General features: G+C 60.4%; 19 protein-coding genes. 15 read left to right on the top strand and 4 right to left on the bottom strand.

The window, feature by feature from the left end:
• Positions 1–109: 109 nt before the first annotated feature.
• Positions 110–1168, bottom strand: a complete 1059-nt coding sequence (locus tag EOC93_RS04705; protein ID WP_095486356.1) for a LacI family DNA-binding transcriptional regulator — start codon at positions 1166–1168, stop codon at positions 110–112.
• 210 nt (positions 1169–1378) lie between these two features.
• Here EOC93_RS04705 and EOC93_RS04700 point away from each other — a divergent pair, with 210 nt between their 5' ends.
• The 7 genes from EOC93_RS04700 (at position 1379) to EOC93_RS04670 (ending at position 8958) form a co-directional block, all read left to right on the top strand.
• Positions 1379–2368 carry an autoinducer 2 ABC transporter substrate-binding protein gene (locus tag EOC93_RS04700; RefSeq protein ID WP_095486357.1) on the top strand — a complete coding sequence of 330 codons (990 nt, stop codon included), beginning with the start codon at positions 1379–1381 and terminating at the stop codon, positions 2366–2368.
• Between the two features lie 87 nt (positions 2369–2455).
• Positions 2456–3970, top strand: a complete 1515-nt coding sequence (locus tag EOC93_RS04695; RefSeq protein WP_127204001.1) for a sugar ABC transporter ATP-binding protein — start codon at positions 2456–2458, stop codon at positions 3968–3970.
• Positions 3963–4964 carry an ABC transporter permease gene (locus tag EOC93_RS04690; RefSeq protein WP_127204000.1) on the top strand — a complete coding sequence of 334 codons (1002 nt, stop codon included), beginning with the start codon at positions 3963–3965 and terminating at the stop codon, positions 4962–4964. Before EOC93_RS04695 ends, EOC93_RS04690 begins: the two co-directional genes overlap by 8 nt.
• On the top strand, positions 4961–5956 hold the full coding sequence (locus EOC93_RS04685; RefSeq protein WP_095486360.1) for an ABC transporter permease: 996 nt from the start codon (positions 4961–4963) through the stop codon (positions 5954–5956). The genes EOC93_RS04690 and EOC93_RS04685 overlap by 4 nt, the downstream gene beginning before the upstream one ends.
• 5 nt (positions 5957–5961) lie before the next feature.
• Positions 5962–6810: a sugar phosphate isomerase/epimerase family protein gene (locus EOC93_RS04680; RefSeq protein ID WP_127203999.1), complete on the top strand. Its 849-nt coding sequence runs from the start codon at positions 5962–5964 to the stop codon at positions 6808–6810.
• 4 nt (positions 6811–6814) lie between these two features.
• Positions 6815–8269 (top strand): FGGY family carbohydrate kinase, encoded by a 1455-nt coding sequence (locus tag EOC93_RS04675; RefSeq protein ID WP_127203998.1) that lies wholly within the window; start codon positions 6815–6817, stop codon positions 8267–8269.
• Positions 8266–8958 carry a class II aldolase/adducin family protein gene (locus EOC93_RS04670; RefSeq protein WP_095486363.1) on the top strand — a complete coding sequence of 231 codons (693 nt, stop codon included), beginning with the start codon at positions 8266–8268 and terminating at the stop codon, positions 8956–8958. Before EOC93_RS04675 ends, EOC93_RS04670 begins: the two co-directional genes overlap by 4 nt.
• 161 nt (positions 8959–9119) lie before the next feature.
• On the opposite strand, the gene EOC93_RS04665 is transcribed toward EOC93_RS04670, so the two are convergent.
• The gene (locus EOC93_RS04665) at positions 9120–9593 is read right to left on the bottom strand and encodes a phosphatidylglycerophosphatase A (RefSeq protein ID WP_095486364.1); all 474 of its coding nucleotides are present in this window, start codon (positions 9591–9593) and stop codon (positions 9120–9122) included.
• 355 nt (positions 9594–9948) lie between these two features.
• Here EOC93_RS04665 and EOC93_RS04660 point away from each other — a divergent pair, with 355 nt between their 5' ends.
• Positions 9949–10575 carry a CDP-alcohol phosphatidyltransferase family protein gene (locus EOC93_RS04660; protein ID WP_127203997.1) on the top strand — a complete coding sequence of 209 codons (627 nt, stop codon included), beginning with the start codon at positions 9949–9951 and terminating at the stop codon, positions 10573–10575.
• A gap of 246 nt (positions 10576–10821) precedes the next feature.
• Here the strand turns inward: EOC93_RS04660 and EOC93_RS04655 are convergent, their stop codons facing one another.
• Both EOC93_RS04655 and EOC93_RS04650 read right to left on the bottom strand, forming a co-directional pair.
• Complete coding sequence (locus EOC93_RS04655; RefSeq protein ID WP_127203996.1) at positions 10822–11496, bottom strand: protein-L-isoaspartate(D-aspartate) O-methyltransferase; 675 nt, start codon at positions 11494–11496, stop codon at positions 10822–10824.
• Between the two features lie 371 nt (positions 11497–11867).
• Positions 11868–12881 (bottom strand): alpha/beta hydrolase, encoded by a 1014-nt coding sequence (locus EOC93_RS04650; protein WP_127203995.1) that lies wholly within the window; start codon positions 12879–12881, stop codon positions 11868–11870.
• Positions 12882–13209: 328 nt separating this feature from the next.
• On the opposite strand from EOC93_RS04650, the gene EOC93_RS04645 reads away from it, so the two are divergent.
• The 7 genes from EOC93_RS04645 to EOC93_RS04615 form a co-directional block, all read left to right on the top strand.
• A complete protein-coding gene (locus EOC93_RS04645; protein WP_127203994.1) occupies positions 13210–13503 on the top strand; it encodes a hypothetical protein in 294 nt (97 codons plus the stop codon).
• A gap of 266 nt (positions 13504–13769) precedes the next feature.
• Positions 13770–15113: an SGNH/GDSL hydrolase family protein gene (locus tag EOC93_RS04640; RefSeq protein ID WP_127203993.1), complete on the top strand. Its 1344-nt coding sequence runs from the start codon at positions 13770–13772 to the stop codon at positions 15111–15113.
• Between the two features lie 242 nt (positions 15114–15355).
• Complete coding sequence (locus EOC93_RS04635; RefSeq protein ID WP_126103051.1) at positions 15356–16747, top strand: family 16 glycosylhydrolase; 1392 nt, start codon at positions 15356–15358, stop codon at positions 16745–16747.
• Positions 16748–16852: 105 nt separating this feature from the next.
• Complete coding sequence (locus EOC93_RS04630; protein WP_127203992.1) at positions 16853–18598, top strand: type I secretion system permease/ATPase; 1746 nt, start codon at positions 16853–16855, stop codon at positions 18596–18598.
• Positions 18598–19908 carry an HlyD family type I secretion periplasmic adaptor subunit gene (locus tag EOC93_RS04625; protein ID WP_127203991.1) on the top strand — a complete coding sequence of 437 codons (1311 nt, stop codon included), beginning with the start codon at positions 18598–18600 and terminating at the stop codon, positions 19906–19908. Before EOC93_RS04630 ends, EOC93_RS04625 begins: the two co-directional genes overlap by 1 nt.
• An 85-nt stretch (positions 19909–19993) precedes the next feature.
• Positions 19994–20290, top strand: coding sequence for a hypothetical protein (locus EOC93_RS04620; protein WP_206532212.1), 297 nt, complete (start codon positions 19994–19996; stop codon positions 20288–20290).
• 92 nt (positions 20291–20382) lie between these two features.
• A partial coding sequence (locus EOC93_RS04615; protein ID WP_127203990.1) for an NAD-dependent epimerase/dehydratase family protein occupies positions 20383–22924 on the top strand: 2542 nt, incomplete at its 3' end.

The following is a 22924-nucleotide window of genomic DNA, read 5'->3' as shown; positions in this document are numbered from 1 at the left end:
AGCGAAGCCGCCAGGAGTGTGGTTCCGCATGGGGGTCTCAATACCGAGCGGCAGGATAAGGGTTGAAGTCTCAGGGCGGGCGGGGTCACCCTGTAGCGTCGATTCACACTCAGGCTATATCCTTCAGAGTGTCCAGCGGCCCTTTCAGCGCAGATCTGGGCTGGATCAACTCTGGCGCAATCAGGAAGGTCTGCGGTACCATCGGCGGTTCATCGATCAGCTCGAATGCCTTCGTGATCATCGCCTCAACATTTTGCCGCACCATGATCACAGGGAAGGGCAGGAATGAGCCGAATGGGTCATAGTCGTAGCAACCGACGACGAGCTCGCTAAACATTTCCGCTGGCCGGCCCGCCATGAAACGCAGCAGACCTTCCATATTAATCGACGAATTGATGAATAGCGCGCGCGGCAGCTTGCCATGGCGTTGGTAAAACGTCTCGAAGGCGCGCAAAGTTATATCAGGCGAATACCCGGAGGACTGCACACCGTCTTCAGGGTCGGCGCCCAGCAGTGCCTTCTTGGTCGCATGGAATGCGGCGATGCGTTCGCGGCTGGCGTGGTCGTTGCGGCCGCCAAACAGAAACAGCTCGTCCGGCCGTAGGGGAGCGTCATTGCCGAAGTGGCGGATGATTGCTTCCGTCAGCATCCGCGCGCCCTCATAATTGTCGCTGATCACCGAGTGCGCCTTCGCTCCCGGCAGGTCGATGTTGATATGCTTCAGCCCCGCCGGTTCGCAGACCTCATGCACGCCGTCCGGATCGGTGGCGCCGACGATGAAGAGTTGGTCGATTGAATAAGAGATCAGCGTCTCCGCGGTCCGCCGTTCCTCTTCCGGGTCGCGACTGGCGCTGACCACCACCGGGCATTGACCGCGGCTACGCACATGCCCCTCAAACGTCTGCGCCATGGAGGAGAAGTAGCGATTGTCGTGGACGGGCAGCATAAGGCCGACCAGGCCCGATCGCGAGCGTCGCAAACCCCGCGCCTGCAGATTGGTGGTGTACTGGTGGCGTTCGGCGAGGCCGAGAATTGTTTCCGCCGTACTTTCCTTGATACGGCGCTTGCGCCAAGTGCCGTTCAGCACGGCACTCACGGTCGACGGCGAACTACCCGATAGCACGGACAGATCATAGATCGTCGCCTTCTTCTTGACCCGCTGATCCATCTGGCGCCTCCGGCGCGTCTTTTTAGAGCAACATCCCGCTTGACGAGAGCTTCTCGATGCACAATAGTTTCTGCACCATCGATTGTGCAAGCGAAAACCGCTGCATGATCGATGGGGGAGTGTCCCGTCTTTTCGGGGAGGTTTCTAACGGCCGCCGTCGTTCGACGGCTCGAGTGTGTTTCCACTAGGAACGTTATGGGAGGAGTACAGATGAAAAAGCTCATGATCGCGGCGCTTGCCGCGACCCTTATGCTTGGCGGTTCATTCGCTGCGATGGCACAGCAGGCCGGCAAGGTCGGCGTCGTCGTCAAGATCGGCGGCATTCCGTGGTTCAACGCAATGGAGGCGGGTATCAAGGAACGCGGCCAGAAGCTCGGGATCGACGCATTCATGGTCGGCCCGACCAGCGCTGATCCGGCACTGCAAGTTCGCGCAATCGAGGATCTGATCGCTCAGGGCGTCAAAGTCATCGGCGTCGTGCCGAATGATGCAAAAGTGCTTGAACCAGTGCTGCAGAAGGCCAAGGACGCCGGCATCATCGTCATCACGCATGAATCGCCTGGCCAGAAGGGCGCCGACTGGGACTTCGAACTCGCGTCTGCCACCGGCTTCGGCGAAGCTCATGCCAAGCTCCTGGCGGAGAAGATGGGCGGCAAGGGTGAGTATGCAGTGTTCGTCGGCTCGCTGACGGTGCCGCTGCACAATGCCTGGGCCGATGCGGCAATCGAGTATCTGAAGAAGAACAATCCCGACATGAAACTTGTCGGCGAACGTTATGGCGTCGCCGAGGATGTGGACAAGAGCCGCAGCACTGCACTTGACTTGATCTCCGCCAATCCCGGCTTGAAGGGCTTTCTCGCCTTCGGCAGCCAAGGACCGATAGGCGCTGGCCGCGCAATCGAAGAGCGCCGGAAGGTGGGCGAAATATTCGTGCTCGGCCCCTTCTCGCCAGGCCAGGGCCAGAAGCTCATCAAAAGCGACGCGATCTCCGGCGGCTTCATGTGGAATCCGAAGCAGGCGGGCGAGGTTTTCGTCACGCTGGCCGACCATCTCATGAAGGGCAACGAGATCAAGGATGGTGATACGATCGAAGGGCTAGGGACAGTTAAGCCCGACTTCGAAAACCGTAACATCATCGTCGATCAGCTGGTCCCCATCAACAAGGATACTGTCGACGATCTCGCGGCGATGGGCCTGTAAAGCCTCCCGAGGCTATGGCAGCCGGGCTGGCCTCGAGCCGCCCGGCTGCAGGATTGCAAATGCGATTGGATCCAGGGTTTCAACTCGATGGCTGATCAGGCACTCGATGGCGCCGCATCACGGCCGCTGCTGTCGCTCCGCAACGTCAACATGACGTTCGGCGGCGTGAAGGCGCTGAAGAATGTCAGCTTTGAGGTGCTGCCGGGCGAGGTGCATTGCCTGGCCGGCGAGAACGGCTCCGGCAAGAGCACGCTGATCAAGGTCATTACAGGCGTGTACAGGCCCGAGGCGGGCGCCGTGATCGACTATGACGGCCAGAGCTACTCCCACATGTCGCCGGTAACGGCGCAGGCGGGCGGGATTCAGGTCATCTGGCAGGACCTCGCCCTGTTTCCCGAGATGACTGTCGCCGAGAACATCGCGTTCCAGACGGTCATCGCCCGCTGGCCGCGGCTGGTGAATTATGCCGAAATGCGCCGTGTCGCGACCAATGCCTTGCAACGTCTTGGTGTTACCCTCGATGTCGATCTCGCACTTCACCATTTCCCCATCGCACAGCGGCAGATCGTAGCAATCGCACGCGCCCTCGTCGGCCAGGCGAAGCTCGTCTTCATGGACGAGCCGACGGCGTCGCTCACTCAATCCGAAACCGACTATCTGCTGGATATCGTGCGCAATCTGTCGGCGTCGGGCGTCGCCGTTGTGTTCGTCAGCCATCGCTTGGCGGAGGTTCTTGAAATCTCCAGCCGCGTGACCGTGCTGCGCGACGGCGCGCTCGTTGGCGTCTATCCAACCAAAGGCCTGACCCAATCGCGCATCACCGAGCTGATGACAGGCAAGACCTTCGGCTATTCCGCCCTGCATCGGGATTTGGGCACGAGCCCGGTCATGCTTGAGGTTAAGGGGCTGTCGCGGCCCGGTGAATTCCAGGATGTATCCTTGACGGTCCGGCGCGGCGAGACACTCGGCATCACCGGGCTTCTCGGGGCAGGGCGCACCGAGCTCGCGCTGACGCTGTTTGGCATGCGCAAGCCGAAGTCGGGCTCTGTCGTCCTGGATGGCAACCCCGTTCGCTTCGGTTCCAACCGTGACGCGATCGCCGCCGGCGTCGCCTATCTTTCGGAAGACCGGCTGTCGCTCGGTCTCATTCAGCCCCAGGCAATCGCCGATAACATGGTGGTCGCGTCGCTAGACAAGATCCTTTCGCGCGGTTTCATTTCGAGCGATCGCAAGCGATCTCTGGTCAATCGCTGGATAAGGGATCTCGGCGTCAAGATCGGAAAGCAGGACGACGCGATCTCGACCCTGTCTGGGGGAAATCAGCAACGTGTCGCCATCGCAAAATGGCTGGCGACCGATCCGAAACTGCTTATCCTCGACGCACCGACAGTCGGCGTCGATGTCGGCGCGCGCGCCGGCATTTTCGACATCGTTTCCAAGCTGGCGGACAGCGGCCTGGCTATTATCCTGATCTCGGATGAGGTCCCTGAAGTCTATTTCAACGCGGACCGTGTGCTGCACATGGCTCAGGGGCGCATTGTCGGCGAATATGCACCGGGCGCTACGACCCTCCAGGCGATCGAGGAGGCGGTCTATGCGTAGGTTTGTCCGCTCCCACGCAACGGAACTGGCTTTGCTCGCCGTGATCGCAGTCATCTGCGTCTTCCTCTCGTTTGCGACAGACCGGTTCTTCACCCTCGGCAACGCGTTTGACCTTCTCAACACCAGCTCGGTTAACATCATCTTCGCTGTCGGCCTGCTCGTTGTGCTGATTGCCGGCGGCATTGACATCTCCTTCGCGGTTGCTGCCTCCGTTGTGCAATATCTGACGGCGACTGTCCTCGGTTGGGTCGGCGGCGGGAATTGGATTGTCGGCCTCATCATCGCTGGCGCTTTGGGCGTCGCGTTGGGCTGCATCAATGCCTTCTTGATCCACGGGTTCAGGATCATCTCGATCGTCGCCACGATTTCGACCTTCAACATTTTCTTCGGCTTGCTGATGTTCTTCACAGGTGGCGTGTCGATCTACAATCTGCCGGACTGGCTCACCACCCGCGTCGTGCTGTTCGAGCGAGAGATGGCTGACGGGACCTGGGCGGAGATCACCCTACCTGTGCTCATTATGGCCATATGCGTGTTCGCTACCTGGGCGTTGATCACGCGCACCACCACTGGTCGCCAGCTCTACGCATTTGGCGACAATCCGGAGGGCGCGCGCCGCTTCGGCATCAATATCGGTGCCATGCAATTTATCGCCTTCGGCTGGCTTGGCATGATGGCGGGCATCGCCGGTCTCGTCCAAGCGCATTACGCGCAGGAAGTCGTGCCGAACGCCCTTTATGGGCGCGAACTCGACGTCCTGGCAGCGGCAGTCCTTGGCGGTGCGCGGCTCGGCGGCGGCAAAGGCAGCGTGCTTGGCTGCATTCTGGGCGTTCTGTTGGTCTCGATCACCCAGAACGGACTCAATTTGATGGGTGTGTCGCCTTTCGCGTTCAAGATGATCGTCGGCGCCATCATTCTTGCCGCCATCACCCTGTCGAACACCAGCATCGAACGCCTGCTGCCGTTCCTGAAAAGCCGACGGGTGCCTTCATGACGGTTTTGATTGACCGCGCCCGCAATGCGCTTGGCCCCGAACTGGCAGGTCCGCTTGCCGCGTTCGCGGTGGTCATGGTCGTGTTCGGCATTGCCGCGCCGAACTTCCTTTCCCGCGCCACCTTTGGATCCGTCGCCTTCCAGCTGCCGGAGCTCGGCCTCCTCACACTCGCCATGCTGCTGCCGATCCTGACCGGCGGCCTGAACCTGGCCATCACCTTCACGGCCAACATGGCCGGCCTGACGCTGGCTTGGGTACTGCAAAGCCAGGGAGGCGTCGACGCGGGCATCGGCGCCTTTGTCCTTGGCTCGGTCCTTGCTGTCGCGGTTGGAGCACTGAGTGGGCTGATCATGGGGCTCGTCATCGCCTACACCAAGGCTCACCCGATCCTGGTCTCGCTGTCGATGATGATCTTCCTGCGCGGTCTCGGCGAATTCCTGACGCGTGGCGGCGACGTGTCCGGCATTCCCGGGTTCCTGGCGCGGATCGGCTATAGTTCGATTTTTGGCATTCCGGTGCCGTTGCTCATCTTCATCGCTAGCGTGCTGATCTGGCACATCCTGCTGACACGCATGAAGCTAGGCTTCAACACCTACATGATCGGCTCCAACATCGAAGCCACGCGCTATTCCGGTATCAATACGCGCAAGGTACAGGTTCTCGTCTACACACTGTCCGGCGCGATGTGCGCGGTCGCCGGTATCATCATGCTGGCGCGCTTCAATTCGGTGCGTGTCGGCCACGGCGAGTCTTACTTGCTGATCACCGTGCTTGCCTGCTTTCTTGGCGGGGTCAATCCGTTCGGCGGCTTCGGTCGGGTGATCCCGGTCTTCGTTGCGCTGGTCGTGCTCCAGCTTCTGTCCTCGGGGCTCAATCTGATGGGCGCAAACCAGCATCTTGCGACGGCGGTCTGGGGCATTTTGATGATCACGGTTATGATCCTGCGCTGGCTTGCCGGGCGTCTCAAATTCCTAAACACAAACAGAGGGTGAGTTAGATGCATGGTTTTGGGGTCCACACCTCGATGTGGACGATGAACTGGGATCGGGCCGGCGCTGAGAAGGCGATCGCGGCTTCGGTCAAATACGGGATGGACTTTATCGAGATCGCGCTTCTGAACGCGCCGGCGGTCGATGCCGCGCATACGCGCGCCTTGCTCGAACAGCACAATCTTCCTGCCGTTTGCTCGCTTGGCCTGCCGGAGCGCGCCTGGGCCTCGGTGCGGCCAGATGCTGCCATCGAACATCTCGAAGTGGCGATCGACAAGACCGCCGAGATGGGCGCGCTGGCGCTTTCCGGCGTGATTTTCGGCGGTATCGGCGAACGCACCGGCCTGCCACCGACCGAGAAGGAATACGACAATATTGCGCATGTGCTGACCGTCGCCGCCAAGCACGCCAAAAAGCGCGGCATAGAGCTCGGAATCGAGGCGGTGAACCGCTACGAGAACCACTTGATCAATACCGGCGCGCAGGCCGTCTGGATGGTCGAGAAGGTCGGGGCCGACAACATCTTTGTTCATCTCGACACCTACCACATGAACATCGAGGAGAAGGGGGCCGCCAACGGCATTCTGGCCGCACGCGACTATCTAAAGTACATCCACTTGTCTGAGAGCGATCGCGGCACACCAGGCACCGGCAACTGCCCCTGGGACGAGATCTACGCGACGCTGGCGGCGATCGGCTTCAAGGGCGGACTTGCCATGGAAAGCTTCATCAACATGCCGCCGGAAGTCTCCTACGGTCTCTCAGTCTGGCGGCCAGTCGCGAAGGACGAGGCCGAAGTGATGGGCAATGGCTTGCCGTTCCTGCGCAACAAGGCTCGCCAATACGGTCTGATCTGAAACGATGGGTGACAGGCAGAAGGTGGACGGCGCAAGGATCGCCGTCCTCGATGTCGGCAAGACCAATATAAAGCTCTCCGCGATGACGTTCGACGGCATGCTCGCGGAGAGCCTCTGCGTCCGCAACGAAGTGCGGCCCGGTCCACCTTGGCGGCACCACGATCTCAATGGCATTAGCGACTGGCTGTTCGGCTCGCTCGCCACTTTGTGCCGTCGTCATCCGTTGGAAAAAATGGTCGGCACCGGACATGGCTCCGCGGGGGTTCTGGTGAACGCAGATCCCGACGACACTTCCGCCCTGCCGATGATTGACTACGAGCAGGACCTGCCGCCTGCAATTCGCGATGGCTACGCGCCCCTTTCGGGCGATTTCTTCGATCGCAGCAGCTCGATCATGCTGAAGGCCGCCCACCAGGCGCGCCAGCTGTACTGGATGCAGCAGGTTGATCCGGAGCGCGTCGCTCAAGCTCGTTGGTACTTGGGCTTGCCCCAATATTGGGCCTGGCGGCTGTCAGGCGTGCCATCGGCCGAAACGACGGTTCTTTCGGCGCAATCACATCTATGGAACAACGTGCGCAAGGAGTGGTCGCCCATTGTGGCGGGGCAGGGCTGGAAGCGCCTCATGCCACCATTCCATCCGGCCTGGGAGACGTTGGGGCCAATCCGGCAGGATCTAGCGCGCCGGCACGGCATATCGGAAAAGCTGTCTGTTCTGACCGGCGGCCACGACAGCAGCCTGAACCTCTACCGCTATCAGGCGGCAGGCATGCGCGACGCCTGCGTGATCTCCACCGGAACCTGGATTGTCGGAATGTGCGCCGCGACACCTCTCGACCAACTCGATGAAAATCGCGGAATGGTGCTGAACAGCGACGTGACAGGACGCCCGGTTGGCGGTGTTTTGACCATGGGCGGACGAGAGTTCAGTCATGTGGCAGGGCAGGGGCAAGAAGGAAATGCGGCCGACGCCGCGCTGGTCAGTTCGTTGATTGGGCGAGGCACCTTCGCATTGCCGTCGTTCGGCGACGATGACGGACTGTTTCCCGGCAGCGCTGGGCGCGGCCGGTTTGAAGGGCCGCCTGCAGAAACCCCTGAGGAGCGCAAGGCGCTCGCGGTGCTCTATGCCGCGCTGCTGACAGCGGAATGTATCGATGCGCTGAAGGAAAACGGGTTGGTTGCATTGGATGGCACATTCCTGCGGGACCCGCTCTACGCCACGCTAGTTGCCGCGCTGCGGCCAAACGCCGAAACGGTTTACAACCTTGACTCCTACGGCACCGCTTCGGGTGCGGCATTACTTGGCGAACATGAAGCCCGTGACACGCCGGCTCCGATCGCGCTCAGCCTGCCGGCCGCCTTTGCCGGCGATCGTGCGGCGCTCGCGGCCTATGCGCAGCGGTGGCGCGAACTGGCAAACAGACACATTCTTCCGAGACAAGACAGAAGGACTGACCGATGACTGATGACAGCGCTCTGCGCCGCGAGATGGTGGATGTTTGCCGCCGGATGAACTCCAGCGGTATCAACCAGGGCAATGCCGGCAACCTGTCGGTGCGCTCCAGCGACGGTTTCCTGATCACGCCCTCATCGCTACCCTACGAAACGATGACGCCCGAAGACATCGTCGAGATGGGCTTTGACGGCACCTATGTCGGCCGACGACCCTCCTCGGAGTGGCGCTTCCACCGTGACATCTTGAGGGAGCGGCAGGAGATCAACGTCGTGCTGCATTGCCACTCGCTCTATGCCACGACGCTGGCCTGCCATCATAAGACGATCCCGAGCTTCCACTATATGACAGGAGTGGCGGGCGGTACGACCATCCGCTGCGCGGGCTACGCAACCTTTGGCACGCAGGCCTTGTCCGACAATGCCTTGGTTGCTCTCAAGGATCGCCTCGCTTGCCTGCTCGGCCAGCACGGTCAGATTTCGCTCGGCAAGACCATGGAAGCCGCGTTGTGGCTGGCGAACGAGGTCGAAACCCTGTCGCGCATGTATGTCCAGGCGCTTACCCTTGGCGAGCCGCCGGTCCTTTCCGACGAAGAGATGGCGCGGGTGATCGAGCAGATGAAGAAGATGAGCTATGGCCAAGCGCCGGATCCGGAAGGAACGAACGATTTGGCGCGGCCGCGCGGTGCTGCGGCCTAGCACGGCTTTGGCAGATTTTTAGTGGAGAGATGCCTGAGGCCGCGTGGGCAGCGGACTGGCGGCGGCTGTGCGAGGCTGAGGGATCGCCTGCCAATCGTTCTCGCTTTATCCCAATCGCCGCCTTGAGCTCGACTGTGGCAGGTGAAGACTGAATGTCGCCCTTATGACAAACGTTGAATCAAATCGTTCAGCAAGAGCAGCGACGCCCCGGCGAACACAGCCGCAGCCGCGTCGTCCAGCATGATGCCGAGACCACCCCTTACCTTGTCATGCATGACGCGGATGGGCCAGGGTTTGACGACATCGAAAAACCGGAATGCAAGGAAACCTGCTGCCCACCAGACCGGGTCGAGCGGCAGCATGGAAAGTGTTGCGGCGGTACCGAAGGTCTCGTCAATGACGACGATCTGCGGATCCTCCGTTCCGGTACGGGAGACGACATGCGACGACGCCCATACTCCCACGGCGAATACGGCCATGTAGGCAACCACGACCAGCCAAGGCGATGCAGGTATCAGGATCGCGGCAAGAACCACTCCAACAGCCGCGCCGCCCGTGCCCGGCCATAACGGGGATAATCCTGCGCCGGCCGAGGTCGCGAGCAGGTAAGCGAACTTAGGCAGAAATTTACGCATCGAGTTTCGGGCGGCTTCCCCGTGAATTGTAAATAGGCATTATATTCACATCTTTCCGATTACTGCCGCTAGACCGCCGGTCGATTTGCGACGGCGGACACAAGGGGCATTGCAGAAACTTCGAAACAACATCGGATGTTATCGCAGCGACCGGAGCTTTTGTGTTTCGCCGTCGGCTTGACAGTTCTCTGACTGCCTCAATCCATGGGCGCATTCGCCAAGACTTGAGCCGGGGAAGAGCCTGATCCGGTCTCGACCGCGCTGACCACCTCGATCTGCGCCGACGGGCTGGAACGAACCCACAATTTGCCGGTTAAACTTCGCAAAGCGACATCATCAGAGGAGCCAAGTCATCATGATCGCCGGCCTCATGAAACGTCGTATCGACCCGCTATGGGAGCACGCCGCTTCCCCGCTGATCGGGATCGGCATGACCCCGAACCAGGTTACATCAGGCGGGCTGGTGCTCGTCGCCCTGTCGTGCGCCGCTTATGTGTACCACCAGTCAACCCTTGCCTTTGGCCTTTGCCTCGCGTTGGCGTTTACCTTCGACGCGCTGGACGGCGCGGTTGCCCGTCGGAGACATATGAGCACCAAGGCCGGTGGTTATTTCGACGCGATGGCCGACCGGTATCAGGAACTTGCCGCGTTTGCGGCAATAGGCTGGGTCGCCGATCTGTGGGCGATCGCAATGATCGCGTTCGCCGGCGGAATCCTCACCAGCTACGCCAAGGCGCGGACGGCGATCGAAATCCCCATAGAAAATCAGGCGTGGCCGGACTTCTTGGAACGGATGGAGCGCCTGGTGTTCATTTGCGTGCTATTGGTCGCCGACGGAATCGCGATCGCCACGGGCGCCACTTCGCCCTGGATTCTCACGGGCGGGTTCGCGCTTTACGCACTGCTGGCAAACGCCACAGCGCTGCAACGGACCAATCGCGCATTTGCGATGCTCAAACGAGCGGACGCGAAGCAGCCATGAGACGGTGAAATCCATAACGCAAGCATCGATGACGGCAGCCTCACCTGGGAGACCCGTCTGGTCGATCTGCTCCCACGTTTCCTAAGCGCGCCCTGGCCCAGAAAAGGCGGTCATGACAACGGTCTGGCCGGTGGAAAACGTGAGGCGCTAGCACGGGCGCAGTCGGGTTAAAAACGATCCACGCGCGACCTGCGTCCTCTGGCATAGCGAAGTTGCTGACCCTGTGGGCCGATGTCCGCACCCTCGTTAGACCGTTTCGAGCCGGCTGAACCGAACCGGGATGAGTTTGCGGGTCTTCAGTTGCCCTACCGAATCCTTGTCGATGACCGTCAGCAACTGCCCTTGTTCGGGCCCCACAGGCATAACCAGGCGGCCCCCCGGCTTGAGTTGCTCAAGCAAAGCCGACGGCGCCCGCCCAGCCGCCACGGTGACTAGGATCTTGTCGAACGGGGCGTGCTCGGGCCAGCCGCGAGACCCGTCTCCGACACGAATGCTGACATTGGATAGACCGAAGCCCTGCAGGAGAGCCTCGGCATGGCTCGCGAATTCCTCGATGATTTCGACGCTCCAAACGTGCCCGGCGAGTTCCGCGAGAATTGCGGTTTGGTAGCCCAGGCCAGTGCCGATCTCGAGCACAGCCTCGCGCGGTTGAAGAGCAAGGAGATCGGTCATGAGAGCGACGATGAACGGCTGCGAGACGGTTTTGTCGAAGCCGATCGGCAGTGGCATGTCCTGATAGGCATAAGGAGCGACTGAGCTTGGCACGAAGAGATGGCGCGGCACCCGCTGCATCGCTGCCATCACCCGCTCATCGAGCGCCGCCTTGCCGAGTTCGTCGTTTGCAAGGTCGGTATGGATCGCAATCATCTCAACCATGTGTCGGCGTAAAACTGCGAGATGTTGTTCGTTCATTGGCTTCATGACGGTGGGGCTTTCCTCAACCAGCTTGCTGCCAAATAGGCTTATATCCTGTTCGTCACAGCAATGCCCGTCATGGTTTCCAGTTGCGGGTGGCCACCGCGACCGGAGGCAATTTAGCGTTGCGTCTGGTATATACCGGCGGCAGCCCTGGAGATCCGGCTACCATAACGGTATGTCCTAGCTCGCGGTGATCGAACGACGAACGGCTGAATTGCCGCATGCGTGGGCAGCCGGCGATCGCGATCGGGGCGTTGTCGTTGTAGTAGTGGACGCCGGTTTCACCGAGCGATGCAGCGACTGCTGCATGGCTTCGGGCAGCGGAATGCCACAACGGGCGTTCCCAAAGGTCGAGCCAAAGTCCGGGCAGGCCGCTACTTTATCGCCTCCACGAGTGCTGAGTGGAACTCGTCGGGTGCCTCTATCTGTGGTGAATGTCCAAGCTCTGGGAACTCAACGAGCGTCGCGTTTGGAATGGCCGCGGCTGCGGCGCGTCCGAGTTTTGGATATTGGCCGAGCGTCTTCGCGACCTCCGCGCTGGCGCGATTGCTGCCCGGGGCTGTGCGATCCTTGCCTCCGATGATCAGCGTTGTCGGTACGGAGATATTGCCAAACTCATGGATCACAGGTTGGGTGAAGATCATGTCCGAGGTTTGGGCCTGGTTCCACGCCACTATCTCCTTGTCCTCGCCGGCGTACATGCCAGCCAGCATGCTCACCCAACGGTCGTATTCCGGCTTCCAGTCGCCATTGTAATAGACGCGCTGCTGGTAGGCCTTGATGCTGGCGAAGCTGGTTTTCAGTTCGCTGGCGTATGCCACGTCGAGGGTGGCATAGGGAACACCTTTCGCCTGCCAGTCCTCGAGACCGATCGGATTCACCAGCACCAGGCGCTCCACGGTTTGAGGAAACTGCAGAGCGTAGCGTGCTGCCAGCATGCCGCCCATAGAATGGCCGACAAGGATGACGTCGGATACATTGAGGGATTCGATGAGCTCAGCGGTGTTATTGGTCAGTTGCTGAAACGAGAATTGATATTTCTGCGGCTTAGTCGACTTGCAGAAGCCGACCTGATCCGGCGCAATGACACGGTAACCCGCTGTCGTCAGCACGTCGATGGTCACTTCCCAGGTTCCGGCGCAGAAATTCTTGCCGTGCAATAGCACGACGGTCTTGCCGTTCGCCTTCCCGCGCGCCGGAACATCGAGATAAGCCATTTCGATGGGCTGGCGCTGCGAAGTGAAGCGGTGGATCTTGACCGGATGGGCATAGCTGAAGCCCTCCAGCCGAGGCCCATAGACGGCACTGGAGGCGGTCGCGCCGGGATCTTGGGCGAGAGTCGATGTCGTTATGGTGAAGAAGATGGCGGCGCTGGCTGGAATGCGCATGGAAGTCCTCTCTGTAATTCTCGGCGAGAACTATGGCCATCAATACGAGCGGCTTGTGACAGGCCTCATCACCATGTCGGCACAGAGATAACGATCAGTTGATCGTGGGAGCCGAATGTGAGCCTCGCGGTGTGATCCGATGGGCTCGGGTCCTAGCTCACCGGCCATCAGTTACCGCGAGCGAGCGAACCGTAATCGGCGGCGCTTTTGTACCGCCCGAGATTGGACAATGGCAGGCTCTTTGCCGTGCACGGCGCGACTTCGCTGTTGGAGAATTCGAGGCTACACTATCATCGGCGCCGCCCATATACATTACGTCGGTAGAGAGATGGATCTGCAAGCCTTCAGAGATTCGATTGTGCAATTACAGCCGCCCGCCGGCTTGAACCCTGCCCTGCAGGCGCTGTGGTGGGATGCAAAGGGCGATTGGGTTAAGGCGCACGAGCACGCGCAGGTGCGCGGCGATATCGCGGGTATGCGCGTGCATGCCTACCTCCATCGCAAGGAAGGCGATCAATCGAATGCGGAATACTGGTATCGTCGCTGCGGCGCCGCGCCGTCGACCTTGACGCTTGATGAGGAATGGCAAGAGTTAGCGCGTGCACTTTTGGGGCAAAGCTGACGCCTTCCGCACGCCAAGTCTGGTTCTGGGGGCCTTCACTCGAACCGCAGCGATGACTTTGATATAGTACCGCGGTCACGATCGGACGGCCTGCTCAGTCCGCCGCTCGCAGGAAACAGGCGGGCGGCATCCCTCTGCCACGGTCGGACATCTTGCTCCTGGCGCTGGTCTAGATCGCAACGGAAGTTCAATTTCATTTCCTCTGAAGCCCGTCATAATTAGGCCGGCGGCGGCATTACCAGCAATGTCTCGAGGAGGAGATGAAAATGCGGCTCAATAGGTGTTTCAATTTTGCAGGTAAGGTTTCATCGGTGCTTTCTCCCGCAGCAGGGAGGAAACGGCGTCTGCGTCAGACTATCCTGATATGTGCAGCTGTGGCGGCCGGTTCCGCGACGGTTGGTTTCGGGGCACAAAGCGCCGAAACGGGAGCCTGGATCACCACTTGGGCTGCCACACCTGCTCCGCGCTGGTTGGGTGATCTTCCTGCGCCTTTTGGAGTGCCGGAGGTATTGGAGAATCAGACCGTCCGCCAAGTTGCCCGCATCAGCGTTGGCGGCAATACCGTCCGGGTCGTCCTATCGAATGCTTTCGGCGCTAGGCCGCTGACTATCGGGGCCGGCAGCGTCGGAATAGCAGGCAAGAACGGCGACGTCGATCAGGCGACCCTGAAGCCCCTGACCTGGGGCGGCAAGAGTTCTGTGGTCGTTCCGCCGGGAGCCCCGATCCTCAGCGACCCCGTCGACCTGCCGGCAGAAGCGCTTTCCGAAATCTCGGTCAGCATCTTCCTGCCGAAGAAGACGGCGCTCTCGTCGGTGCATTGGGATGGTGTGCAAACCGCCTACATTTCCGGCCCGGGGAACTTCACAAACGAGGCGGCGTTCAAGGCTGACAGCACACTCAAATCACGCCTTTTTCTGAGCGATATATGGGTTGACGCCGCGCCGGAATCCCAGGCGATCGTGTTTTTCGGGGATTCCATCACGGATGGGAATTGTTCGACCCCCGACGCCAATAACCGCTGGCCAGACCATATCGCCAAGCGATTGCAGGAAACCGCCCACAAGGTCGCGGTGATTAACGAAGCTTTTTCGGGCAATCGCGTGTTGACCGACGGTATGGGTGTCAATGCGCTGGCGCGTTTCGATTCTGATATCCTGAGCCATCCGAAAGTCTCGACCGTCGTCGTAATGATGGGCATCAACGATATCGGCTGGCCCGGCGAAAATGCAATCACGCCGGACGACAAGGAACCGGCCGCCGAAGAGATCATCACCGGATACAAACAGCTCATCGACCGCGCGCATGCCCACGGCATACGCATTGTAGGCGCGACGTTGACCCCCTTCGCCGACACCTTCAAAGGACTTCCCACCGAGGGTTACTACACACCCGAGAAGGAAAAGATACGCGTCGCAGTGAACGAATGGATACGCACCGGTGGCGGCTTCGATGGCGTGGTCGACTTCGACAAGGTGATGGAAGACCCGGCCAAACCGGGGTATCTGCGCGACGACTACGACTGCGGCGATAATCTTCATCCCAACGACGCGGGATACAAGGCGATGGCAGACGCGGTCGATCTCGACGTCCTGTTGGGTTCAGCTAAATAGGTCACTGCTGACCTTGCCGCGCTGCTCAGGTATTGCGCGGCAAGGTCGGTTCCCCCGGATATCGAGACCGAGAATTGCAACCTGGTGCTTGGGACTGGGATCCGGATTTCCCACACAGGTCCCACGACGTGTTAAGCGTTTGGTAACTCTCCTAAGTCGAAAGCCAAAAGGTATTGGCTCCTTTTGCCCGCGATAGGTGTTAGGGCTGACATCGGGGCGAGACAAAAGGAGAAAAGACCGGGATGGCCACGGTACTGAACGCCAAGGGCGTTCCACTTCCCTATAGCGGGTCCTCCGTAAAGTGGTATTCAGCGACGAATTCCGGCCCAACACTTTATGGCAGCACGTCCAACGACTCGATATATGGGGACGGCAGTGTCACCGTCACGATGTATGGCGGCAAGGGCGATGACATCTATTATCTGTATTCCTCGAAAAACAAGGCGGTCGAGCGGCCCGGCGAGGGTGTCGACACCATCTCGACCTGGATGAGCTATAAGCTCCCAGCGAATTTCGAGAACCTGACGGTCACGGGCGACAAACGCTATGCTTTCGGAAACGAGCTGAACAACATCATTACCGGCGGCTCCGGCCAACAGACGCTCGACGGCTTACAGGGCGATGACGTGCTCAAGGGCGGATCCGGGGCGGACATTTTCATCGTGACCCCCGGCAACGGCAGTGATCTGATCCTGGACTTTGGCGCTCAGGATACCGTCCGTGTCGGGAGCTACGGCTTCACCTCCTTCGAGGAGGTGCGCGCCAACATGGTCCAGTCGGGAGCGAACGTTCGACTCAATCTGTCCGACAACGAGTTTCTCGTCTTCGCCAACAAGACCATCGGCGAGTTTACCGCAAGTCAGTTCAAGATGGCCGTGGACAGGTCGGCTCTGGAACTCACCTTTTCGGACGAGTTCGACACGCTGGACCTGTGGAATGGCTCGAGCGGCACCTGGGACTCGAATTTCTGGTGGGGAGCCGCAAACGGCAGCTCGCTCACGAGCAACAAAGAGCTTCAATGGTATATCGATACCAACTACGCCCCGACGCGTTCCGTCAACCCGTTCAGCGTTGACGACGGTATTCTTACGATTACCGCCGCCAAGGCCCCTGCGGCGATCCGGCCCGAGATAAACAACTACCAATACACGTCAGGTTTGCTGACGACCTACGAATCCTTCGCGCAGACCTACGGCTATTTCGAAATTCGAGCCGACATGCCCGAAAAACAGGGTGTATGGCCGGCCTTCTGGCTTCTCCCGGCAGACGGCTCCTGGCCACCGGAACTGGACGTCGTGGAGATGGTCGGTCAGGATCCAAACAAGCTCATTCTGACAAGCCACTCGAACGAGACGGGGACTCAGACGACAGTGACCTCGACGGCGTATGCCGCGGATACCGAAGGGTTCCACACATATGGCGTGCTGTGGACAGAAGACGAACTCGTTTGGTATTTCGATGACGTCGAAGTTGCTCGTGCCGCAACGCCTGCCGATATGCACGAGCCGATGTATATGCTGGTCGATCTGGCGGTTGGTGGCATCGCGGGAGCGCCTGCCGACGGGCTTGCGACGCCGGCGGAAATGCAGATCGACTACATCCATGCCTATGCGTTGAACGATTGGATTATCTAGGCGTAACACCTGACGGTGGGCTCGGCACGGACGCGTTCGTCATCAGGCCTGATTTCGGGCGCGGTCATTGCCGCCTGAGACTGAACCGGGACTGATGTGAAGGCGATGTCGCATCCCCATCCACCCGAGCCGCCGCGAACGACCCTCGCGGCGGTTCTGGCTTCCTTCCGGCGAGCGTTGGCGGGAATTGCCTTGATGAGCGGCGTCGTCAATGTCCTGGCGCTGACCGGCTCGTTCTTCATGCTGCAGGTCTATGATCGCGTCATACCCGGCCGCAGCGTGCCGACGCTCGTCGGGCTTGCCGTGTTTGCCGGCACACTTTTCGTCTTTCAGGGCGTTCTCGAACTCATCCGGTCGCGTTTGCTGGTGCGCATCGGAATGGCGCTGGATGCGCGCTTGAGCGGACAGGTCTATGCCGCTCTCATGCGCTTGCCGTTGCGCACCAAGCTCGCAGGCGACGGCCTCCAATCGTTGCGCGATCTTGACCAAGTGCGATCGTTTATGTCGAGCGCCGGTCCGACCGCGCTTTTCGACCTGCCCTGGATGCCGCTCTACCTCGCAATTTGCTTCCTGTTCCATTTCTGGATCGGCATGACGGCGCTGGCCGGCGTGGTGGTTCTCTTCAGCCTGACATTGCTTGCCGAAATTCGCACGAGAGAGCCCGCCAGAAAGGCAAACAGTCAAGCGGCAGCGCGCAATACGCTTGCCGAAGCGACACGTCGCAATGTCGAGGTTCTGCAGGGCATGGGCTTTGGATCACGCATCGCCGAGCGCTGGTCAGGGATCAATGCTGACTATCTCGACACCAATGCCACGGCGAGTGACCTTGCCGGGACGCTCGGAACGATCTCGAAGATCCTGCGCATGATGCTGCAATCGGGTATCCTGGCGATAGGCGCTTATCTGGTCATCCATCAGGAAGCGACCGGCGGCATCATGATCGCCAGTTCGATCATGATGAGCCGGGCGCTCGCACCAATCGAACTGGCTATCGCGCACTGGAGGGGTTTCGTCACCGCCCGCCAGGCATGGACCCGGTTGACCCAGCTTTTGGTCCTGCTTCCCGAAACTGCGATAAGTGTCTCCCTGCCTGCACCGAGATCTGCTCTTTCGGTCGAAAATATCAGTGTCACACCGCCAGGAGAGCGCCGTATGGTCGTGCAAGACGCCACCTTTGCATTGGAAAGGGGCGTCGGCCTCGGCATTGTCGGGCCGAGCGCTTCTGGCAAGTCATCGCTCGTGCGCGCTATTGCCGGTATATGGCTCCCAGTTCGTGGAACCGTCAGGTTGGATGGCGCAACGCTCGACCAGTGGTCGCCGGAAGAGCTGGGCAACCATGTCGGCTATCTGCCGCAGGATGTGCAATTGTTCGACGGCACCATTGCCGAGAATATCGCGCGCTTCGAACCGCAAGCGCCCTCGGACAAGATACTGGCGGCTGCGCGCGTGGCTGGTGTCCATGATCTCGTCATCCACCTGCCGGAAGGCTACGAGACGCGGATCGGCGAGGCCGGGTCGGCACTTTCGGCTGGCCAGAGACAGCGGATTGCGCTTGCACGGGCTCTCTACGGTGACCCGTTTCTTGTTATTCTCGACGAGCCTAACTCCAACCTCGATGCGGAAGGCGAGGCCGCGTTGACGGAAGCAATTCAAAGTGTCCGCGCTCGAGGCGGCGTTGCCATCGTGGTCGCACACCGGCCGAGCGCGCTGGCAAGCCTGGATCAGGTTCTTGTGATGGCGAACGCCCGCATCGTGGCCTTTGGCCCGAAGAATGAGATCTTGAACAAGATAACTCGCCCAGCAGGCGTTCCCTTGAAGGTCGTTTCCGGGCTTGAAGAGACGGCATCCTGATGGCGCAACGCACGATATTCGCGGCGGATCGCACTATTCGACGCTATCTGCTTGGCGGTGTCGCAACCTGCATCCTGCTGGTCGGCGGGGCGGGGAGTTTGGCTGCGGTCACCACGCTCTCCGGAGCCGTTATCGCTTCGGGAAAATTGGTCGTCGATTCCAGCGTCAAGAAAGTCCAGCATCCAACTGGTGGCGTGGTCGGTCAAATCTTCGTCCGGGAAGGCGATGCCGTGCAATCGGGCAAGGTTTTGATCCGCCTCGATGAGACGATCACTCGGGCCAATTTGGCAATCGTTACCAAGAGCTTGGACGAATTCGAAGCGCGACTGGCTCGCCTTGAGGCCGAACGCGACGGCAAAGGAAGCATCACCTTTCCAGCTTCGCTTGTGTCACGGCAGGATGCCCCTGAGGTTGGTCGGGCGATGGCCGGCGAGCAATCTCTATTCGAATTTCGCCGACAGGCACGCGCCGGTCAGAAGGCCCAGTTGGAAGAGCGCATTGCGCAGCTTGCCGAAGAAGTTTCCGGCCTGACCGAGCAAAGAGATGCCAAGAGCCAGGAAATCAAGTTGATCGGGTTTGAGCTCGAAGGCATGCGCGGACTTTGGCAACGCAAGCTGGTTTCAATTGATCGCATAACTGCGCTTGAACGCGATGCCGTGCGGCTTAAAGGTGAGCACGGGCAACTGACTGCGGCCATAGCGCAATCGAAGGGTCGTACGTCGGAGATCCGTTTGCAGATCATTCAGATCGACCAGGATTTGCGCAGCGAGGTGGCGACCGAACTGCGTGACGTCCAGGCAAGGATCTCTGAATTCGTGGAGCGCAAGGTCTCGGCTGAAGATCAGCTCAAGCGTATCGATGTTCGCAGTCCGCAGACCGGCGTCGTTCATCAGCTCGGCGTGCACACGGTCGGTGGTGTGATTTCTCCGGGAGAACTCATCATGCTGATAGTCCCGGTGACCGACGACCTGACTGTTGAGGCGCACGTGGCACCCCAAGATATCGATCAATTGACGCCAGGGCAAAGCGCGACCTTGCGGCTGTCGGCATTCAATCAGCAAACAACACCGGAGCTGAATGGTGTCGTGGGTAAGATTTCCGCCGACCTGAATTTTGATGAGAAAACAGGCGCCGGCTTTTACACCGTGCATGTTGCTTTGCCGCGCACCGAGCTTAACAGGCTCAACGGCCTGACCTTGGCGCCTGGAATGCCCGTCGAGGTGTTCTTTTCCACCGGCAGCCGCACCATGCTGTCCTATCTCGTGAAACCTTTGGCGGACCAAATCCAACGGGCGTTCAGGGAAGAGTAGCCGCGTCTCTGGGCGAGCCGCCGAGCTAAATTCCGGAACAAGGGCGCGATTTTGCCGTTTCGCCTGAAACTGGAAGCGATCCCACATGTCCGAGTTGACGAATGAAGAGATCGAGGGGCGGCTGAATGCCCAGCGGGAGACTTTGTCGCTAGTCGTCGCGCTGCTTGCCGGCCTCGACGCCACTTCCGAGCGAATATGGGCAGAACTGGAGGCCCGTTTTCAATTCCAGAATAATCAGGAAGACCCCGGCGCCTTGCCAAGCAGTGCATTCGCCATTGAGAGCGCGATGATGCGGGAGTTCAAGCTGATCGCCGACGAAGCGCGGGCACGCAACGCCGAATGGAACGACACGGACAAGCCACCCATAAGAGGGGCTAGCTGAAAATCGCGAGCCCAGCGAGTGCGATGCTGCACCATGGCCAAAGCGCATCGTGTCATCGGGTCTTGTTTAAAACACGAAAACGGGCCTGACCTATGGCAAATCACGGCACGACCCTTCCGACGGTTCTTATCACCGGTAGCAGCGGCTTCCTCGGGCAGGCGATTGCGCGAGGCTTGATTGACCGCTACCGCATCATCGGCCTCGATGTAGCAATGCCGAAACATCCCCCCGCCAACATGGAAACGATCGAGATCGATCTCACCTCCGATGAGGGCGTGGGGAGGGCTGTGGAGGCGGCACGGGTGCGCAGCGGTGGCCGCATCGCCTCGGTCATCCATCTTGCTGCCTATTACGACACGACCGGCAAGGACAATCCGAAATATGACGCCGTCACCGTGCAGGGCACGCGCCGGCTCCTGAATGCGCTGACGGCGATCAAGACCGAGCAGTTCGTGTTTTCCAGCACGCTTCTCGTTCATGCGCCAAGTCCGGGGAAGGGCACGAAAATAGATGAAGACTCGCCGCTCGACCCGGCCTGGGCCTACCCCCAATCGAAAGCCGAAACCGAGGCGCTGATCTCGAGGGAGCGCGGCGAAATCAAAACGGTGATCCTGCGGTTCGCCGGCGTCTATGACGAAGACTGCCGGGCGGCCTTCGTTGCCCAGCAGATCGCTCGCATCTTCGAGCGCTTGCCGACCGCCTATTTGTTCGCCGGCGATATCACCGCCGGCCAGCCCTATCTGCATAAGGACGATCTCGTCGATGCGGTGGTGCGCACCGTCGACCGGCGCGCCGAACTTCCAGTCGAGACCGTGCTTCTGATCGGCGAAGAAAACACACCCTCATACGAGGAGATGCAGAAGCGCATCGGCCGGCTCATCCATGGCGAGGACTGGCGAACCTTGGCGCTGCCGAAGGAGCTGACGAAGCTGGGCGCCTGGTTGCAGACGGAGGTGCTCGATCAGGACACCGACATCAAGCCGTGGATGATCGAGAACTCGGACGATCACTACGAGATCGATATCTCGCGGGCCGAGGCTCTGCTGGGTTGGGCACCACGACACAGCCTGCTGGACACACTGCCGGAGATGATCCGGCGGCTGAAACAGGACCCAACGGATTGGTACGCGGCCAACAAGCTCAATCCGCCCGTTGTCGCGGCTTCGGATCCCGAGATCGAGCAGGCGGAAAGGCGCCTCAAGGGACCGCTCGAGCGAAGCAAGAAAGACGTCGAGGCGGCCACAAAACGGCATCGGTTCAGAACGCTCTGGGCGCCGATGACCAACGCTGCGCTCGGACTGTGGCTGGTCACGTCGCCGATGACGGTTGGCCTGTTCGATCCCGTCGCAGCCGCAATACCTCCCGCTCTGGGACATGCTATTGCGGAGCCCGAATTCCGCAACGCCGGTCTCGGTGTTAGCGAAATCGTTTCCGGCCTGCTCGTGACGGTCTTTGCGTTGCTGGGCATGCTCCAACGCTGGCGCTGGGTGCAGTGGATCACGGCGTCGCTCGGTCTTTGGGTGATGCTTGCGCCGTTGCTGTTCTGGACGACCAGCCCTGCCGCCTATGCTGTCGACACGCTTGTCGGCATGCTGATCGTCGCCTTCGCGGTGATGATCCCGCCGACCCCAGGTATCAGCCGTCGCGCGCTGGCGGCCGACGACGACCGCCCGCTGGGCTGGACCTATTCGCCATCCACCTTCACGCAGCGGATCCCCATCGTGGCGCTGGCCTTCGTCGGCCTATTCGTTTCGCGTTATCTCGCCGCCTACCAGATGGGCCACATAGATGGGCTATGGGATCCGTTCTTCGGCCCCGGCGGCGCACCGGTGCGCAACGGCAGCGAAGCGGTGGTGACGTCATGGGTCTCGCAAGGTTTTCCAATAGCCGATGCAGGGGTCGGCGCCTTCGCCTATTGCCTCGATATCCTCGCCGGCGCGATCGGCGACCGCCGGCGCTGGCGCACCATGCCGTGGATGGTGCTCCTCTTCGGCTTGCTGATCGTTCCGCTCGGCGTGGTCAGCGTCTCCTTCATCATCATCCAGCCACCGCTGATTGGTGCGCTGTGCACGCTCTGCATCCTCCAGGCCGCCGTCACGGTGGTGCTGATCCCCTACTCGGTCGATGAGGTGCTGGCGACCATCCAGTATCTCTGGGGCGCCACGAGGGCGGGCGAGCCGTTCTGGCGTACCTTCTGGAGGGGCGGACCTGCGCTGTCGGAGAACCAGACGCCTGACACCGACCTAGACCGTCCAGCTTCCGCGTTGCTGAAGGAATTTGTCACCGGCGGCGTGAACTTCCCGTGGACGCTGGTTGCGAGCACGCTGCTCGGCGCCTTGCTGATGACAACGCCATTGATCTTTGGCACGCAACCGCCGCTCTATTTCAGCGATCACGTCGTCGGCTGTCTCATTATCATGGTCGCAGTCACGGCCATGGCCGAAATTGTCCGGCCGCTGCGCTTCCTCAATGTAGTGCTTGGTGCATGGATCGCGGTGTCACCCTTCGTGTTTGCCGGCGGTGGAACCATCGCGATCGCGGCGGACGTTGTGATCGGTCTGGCGCTGATCGTGCTCAGCTTGCCGCGCGGCACGCGCAGCGACCAACATTATGGCGGTTGGGATCGAGCGATTG

This window comes from Mesorhizobium sp. M6A.T.Ce.TU.002.03.1.1 (assembly GCF_003997275.1).
GTDB classification, from domain to species: domain Bacteria; phylum Pseudomonadota; class Alphaproteobacteria; order Rhizobiales; family Rhizobiaceae; genus Mesorhizobium; species Mesorhizobium mediterraneum.
This window is presented reverse-complemented; position numbering and strand designations above follow the sequence as displayed.

Coding starts and splice junctions, on each gene's coding strand:
- EOC93_RS04705 (WP_095486356.1), bottom strand. CDS start 1,168: ATGGATCAGCGGGTCAAGAAGAAGGCGACGATCTATGATCTGTCCGTG.
- EOC93_RS04700 (WP_095486357.1), top strand. CDS start 1,379: ATGAAAAAGCTCATGATCGCGGCGCTTGCCGCGACCCTTATGCTTGGC.
- EOC93_RS04695 (WP_127204001.1), top strand. CDS start 2,456: ATGGCTGATCAGGCACTCGATGGCGCCGCATCACGGCCGCTGCTGTCG.
- EOC93_RS04690 (WP_127204000.1), top strand. CDS start 3,963: ATGCGTAGGTTTGTCCGCTCCCACGCAACGGAACTGGCTTTGCTCGCC.
- EOC93_RS04685 (WP_095486360.1), top strand. CDS start 4,961: ATGACGGTTTTGATTGACCGCGCCCGCAATGCGCTTGGCCCCGAACTG.
- EOC93_RS04680 (WP_127203999.1), top strand. CDS start 5,962: ATGCATGGTTTTGGGGTCCACACCTCGATGTGGACGATGAACTGGGAT.
- EOC93_RS04675 (WP_127203998.1), top strand. CDS start 6,815: ATGGGTGACAGGCAGAAGGTGGACGGCGCAAGGATCGCCGTCCTCGAT.
- EOC93_RS04670 (WP_095486363.1), top strand. CDS start 8,266: ATGACTGATGACAGCGCTCTGCGCCGCGAGATGGTGGATGTTTGCCGC.
- EOC93_RS04665 (WP_095486364.1), bottom strand. CDS start 9,593: ATGCGTAAATTTCTGCCTAAGTTCGCTTACCTGCTCGCGACCTCGGCC.
- EOC93_RS04660 (WP_127203997.1), top strand. CDS start 9,949: ATGATCGCCGGCCTCATGAAACGTCGTATCGACCCGCTATGGGAGCAC.
- EOC93_RS04655 (WP_127203996.1), bottom strand. CDS start 11,496: ATGAAGCCAATGAACGAACAACATCTCGCAGTTTTACGCCGACACATG.
- EOC93_RS04650 (WP_127203995.1), bottom strand. CDS start 12,881: ATGCGCATTCCAGCCAGCGCCGCCATCTTCTTCACCATAACGACATCG.
- EOC93_RS04645 (WP_127203994.1), top strand. CDS start 13,210: ATGGATCTGCAAGCCTTCAGAGATTCGATTGTGCAATTACAGCCGCCC.
- EOC93_RS04640 (WP_127203993.1), top strand. CDS start 13,770: ATGCGGCTCAATAGGTGTTTCAATTTTGCAGGTAAGGTTTCATCGGTG.
- EOC93_RS04635 (WP_126103051.1), top strand. CDS start 15,356: ATGGCCACGGTACTGAACGCCAAGGGCGTTCCACTTCCCTATAGCGGG.
- EOC93_RS04630 (WP_127203992.1), top strand. CDS start 16,853: ATGTCGCATCCCCATCCACCCGAGCCGCCGCGAACGACCCTCGCGGCG.
- EOC93_RS04625 (WP_127203991.1), top strand. CDS start 18,598: ATGGCGCAACGCACGATATTCGCGGCGGATCGCACTATTCGACGCTAT.
- EOC93_RS04620 (WP_206532212.1), top strand. CDS start 19,994: ATGTCCGAGTTGACGAATGAAGAGATCGAGGGGCGGCTGAATGCCCAG.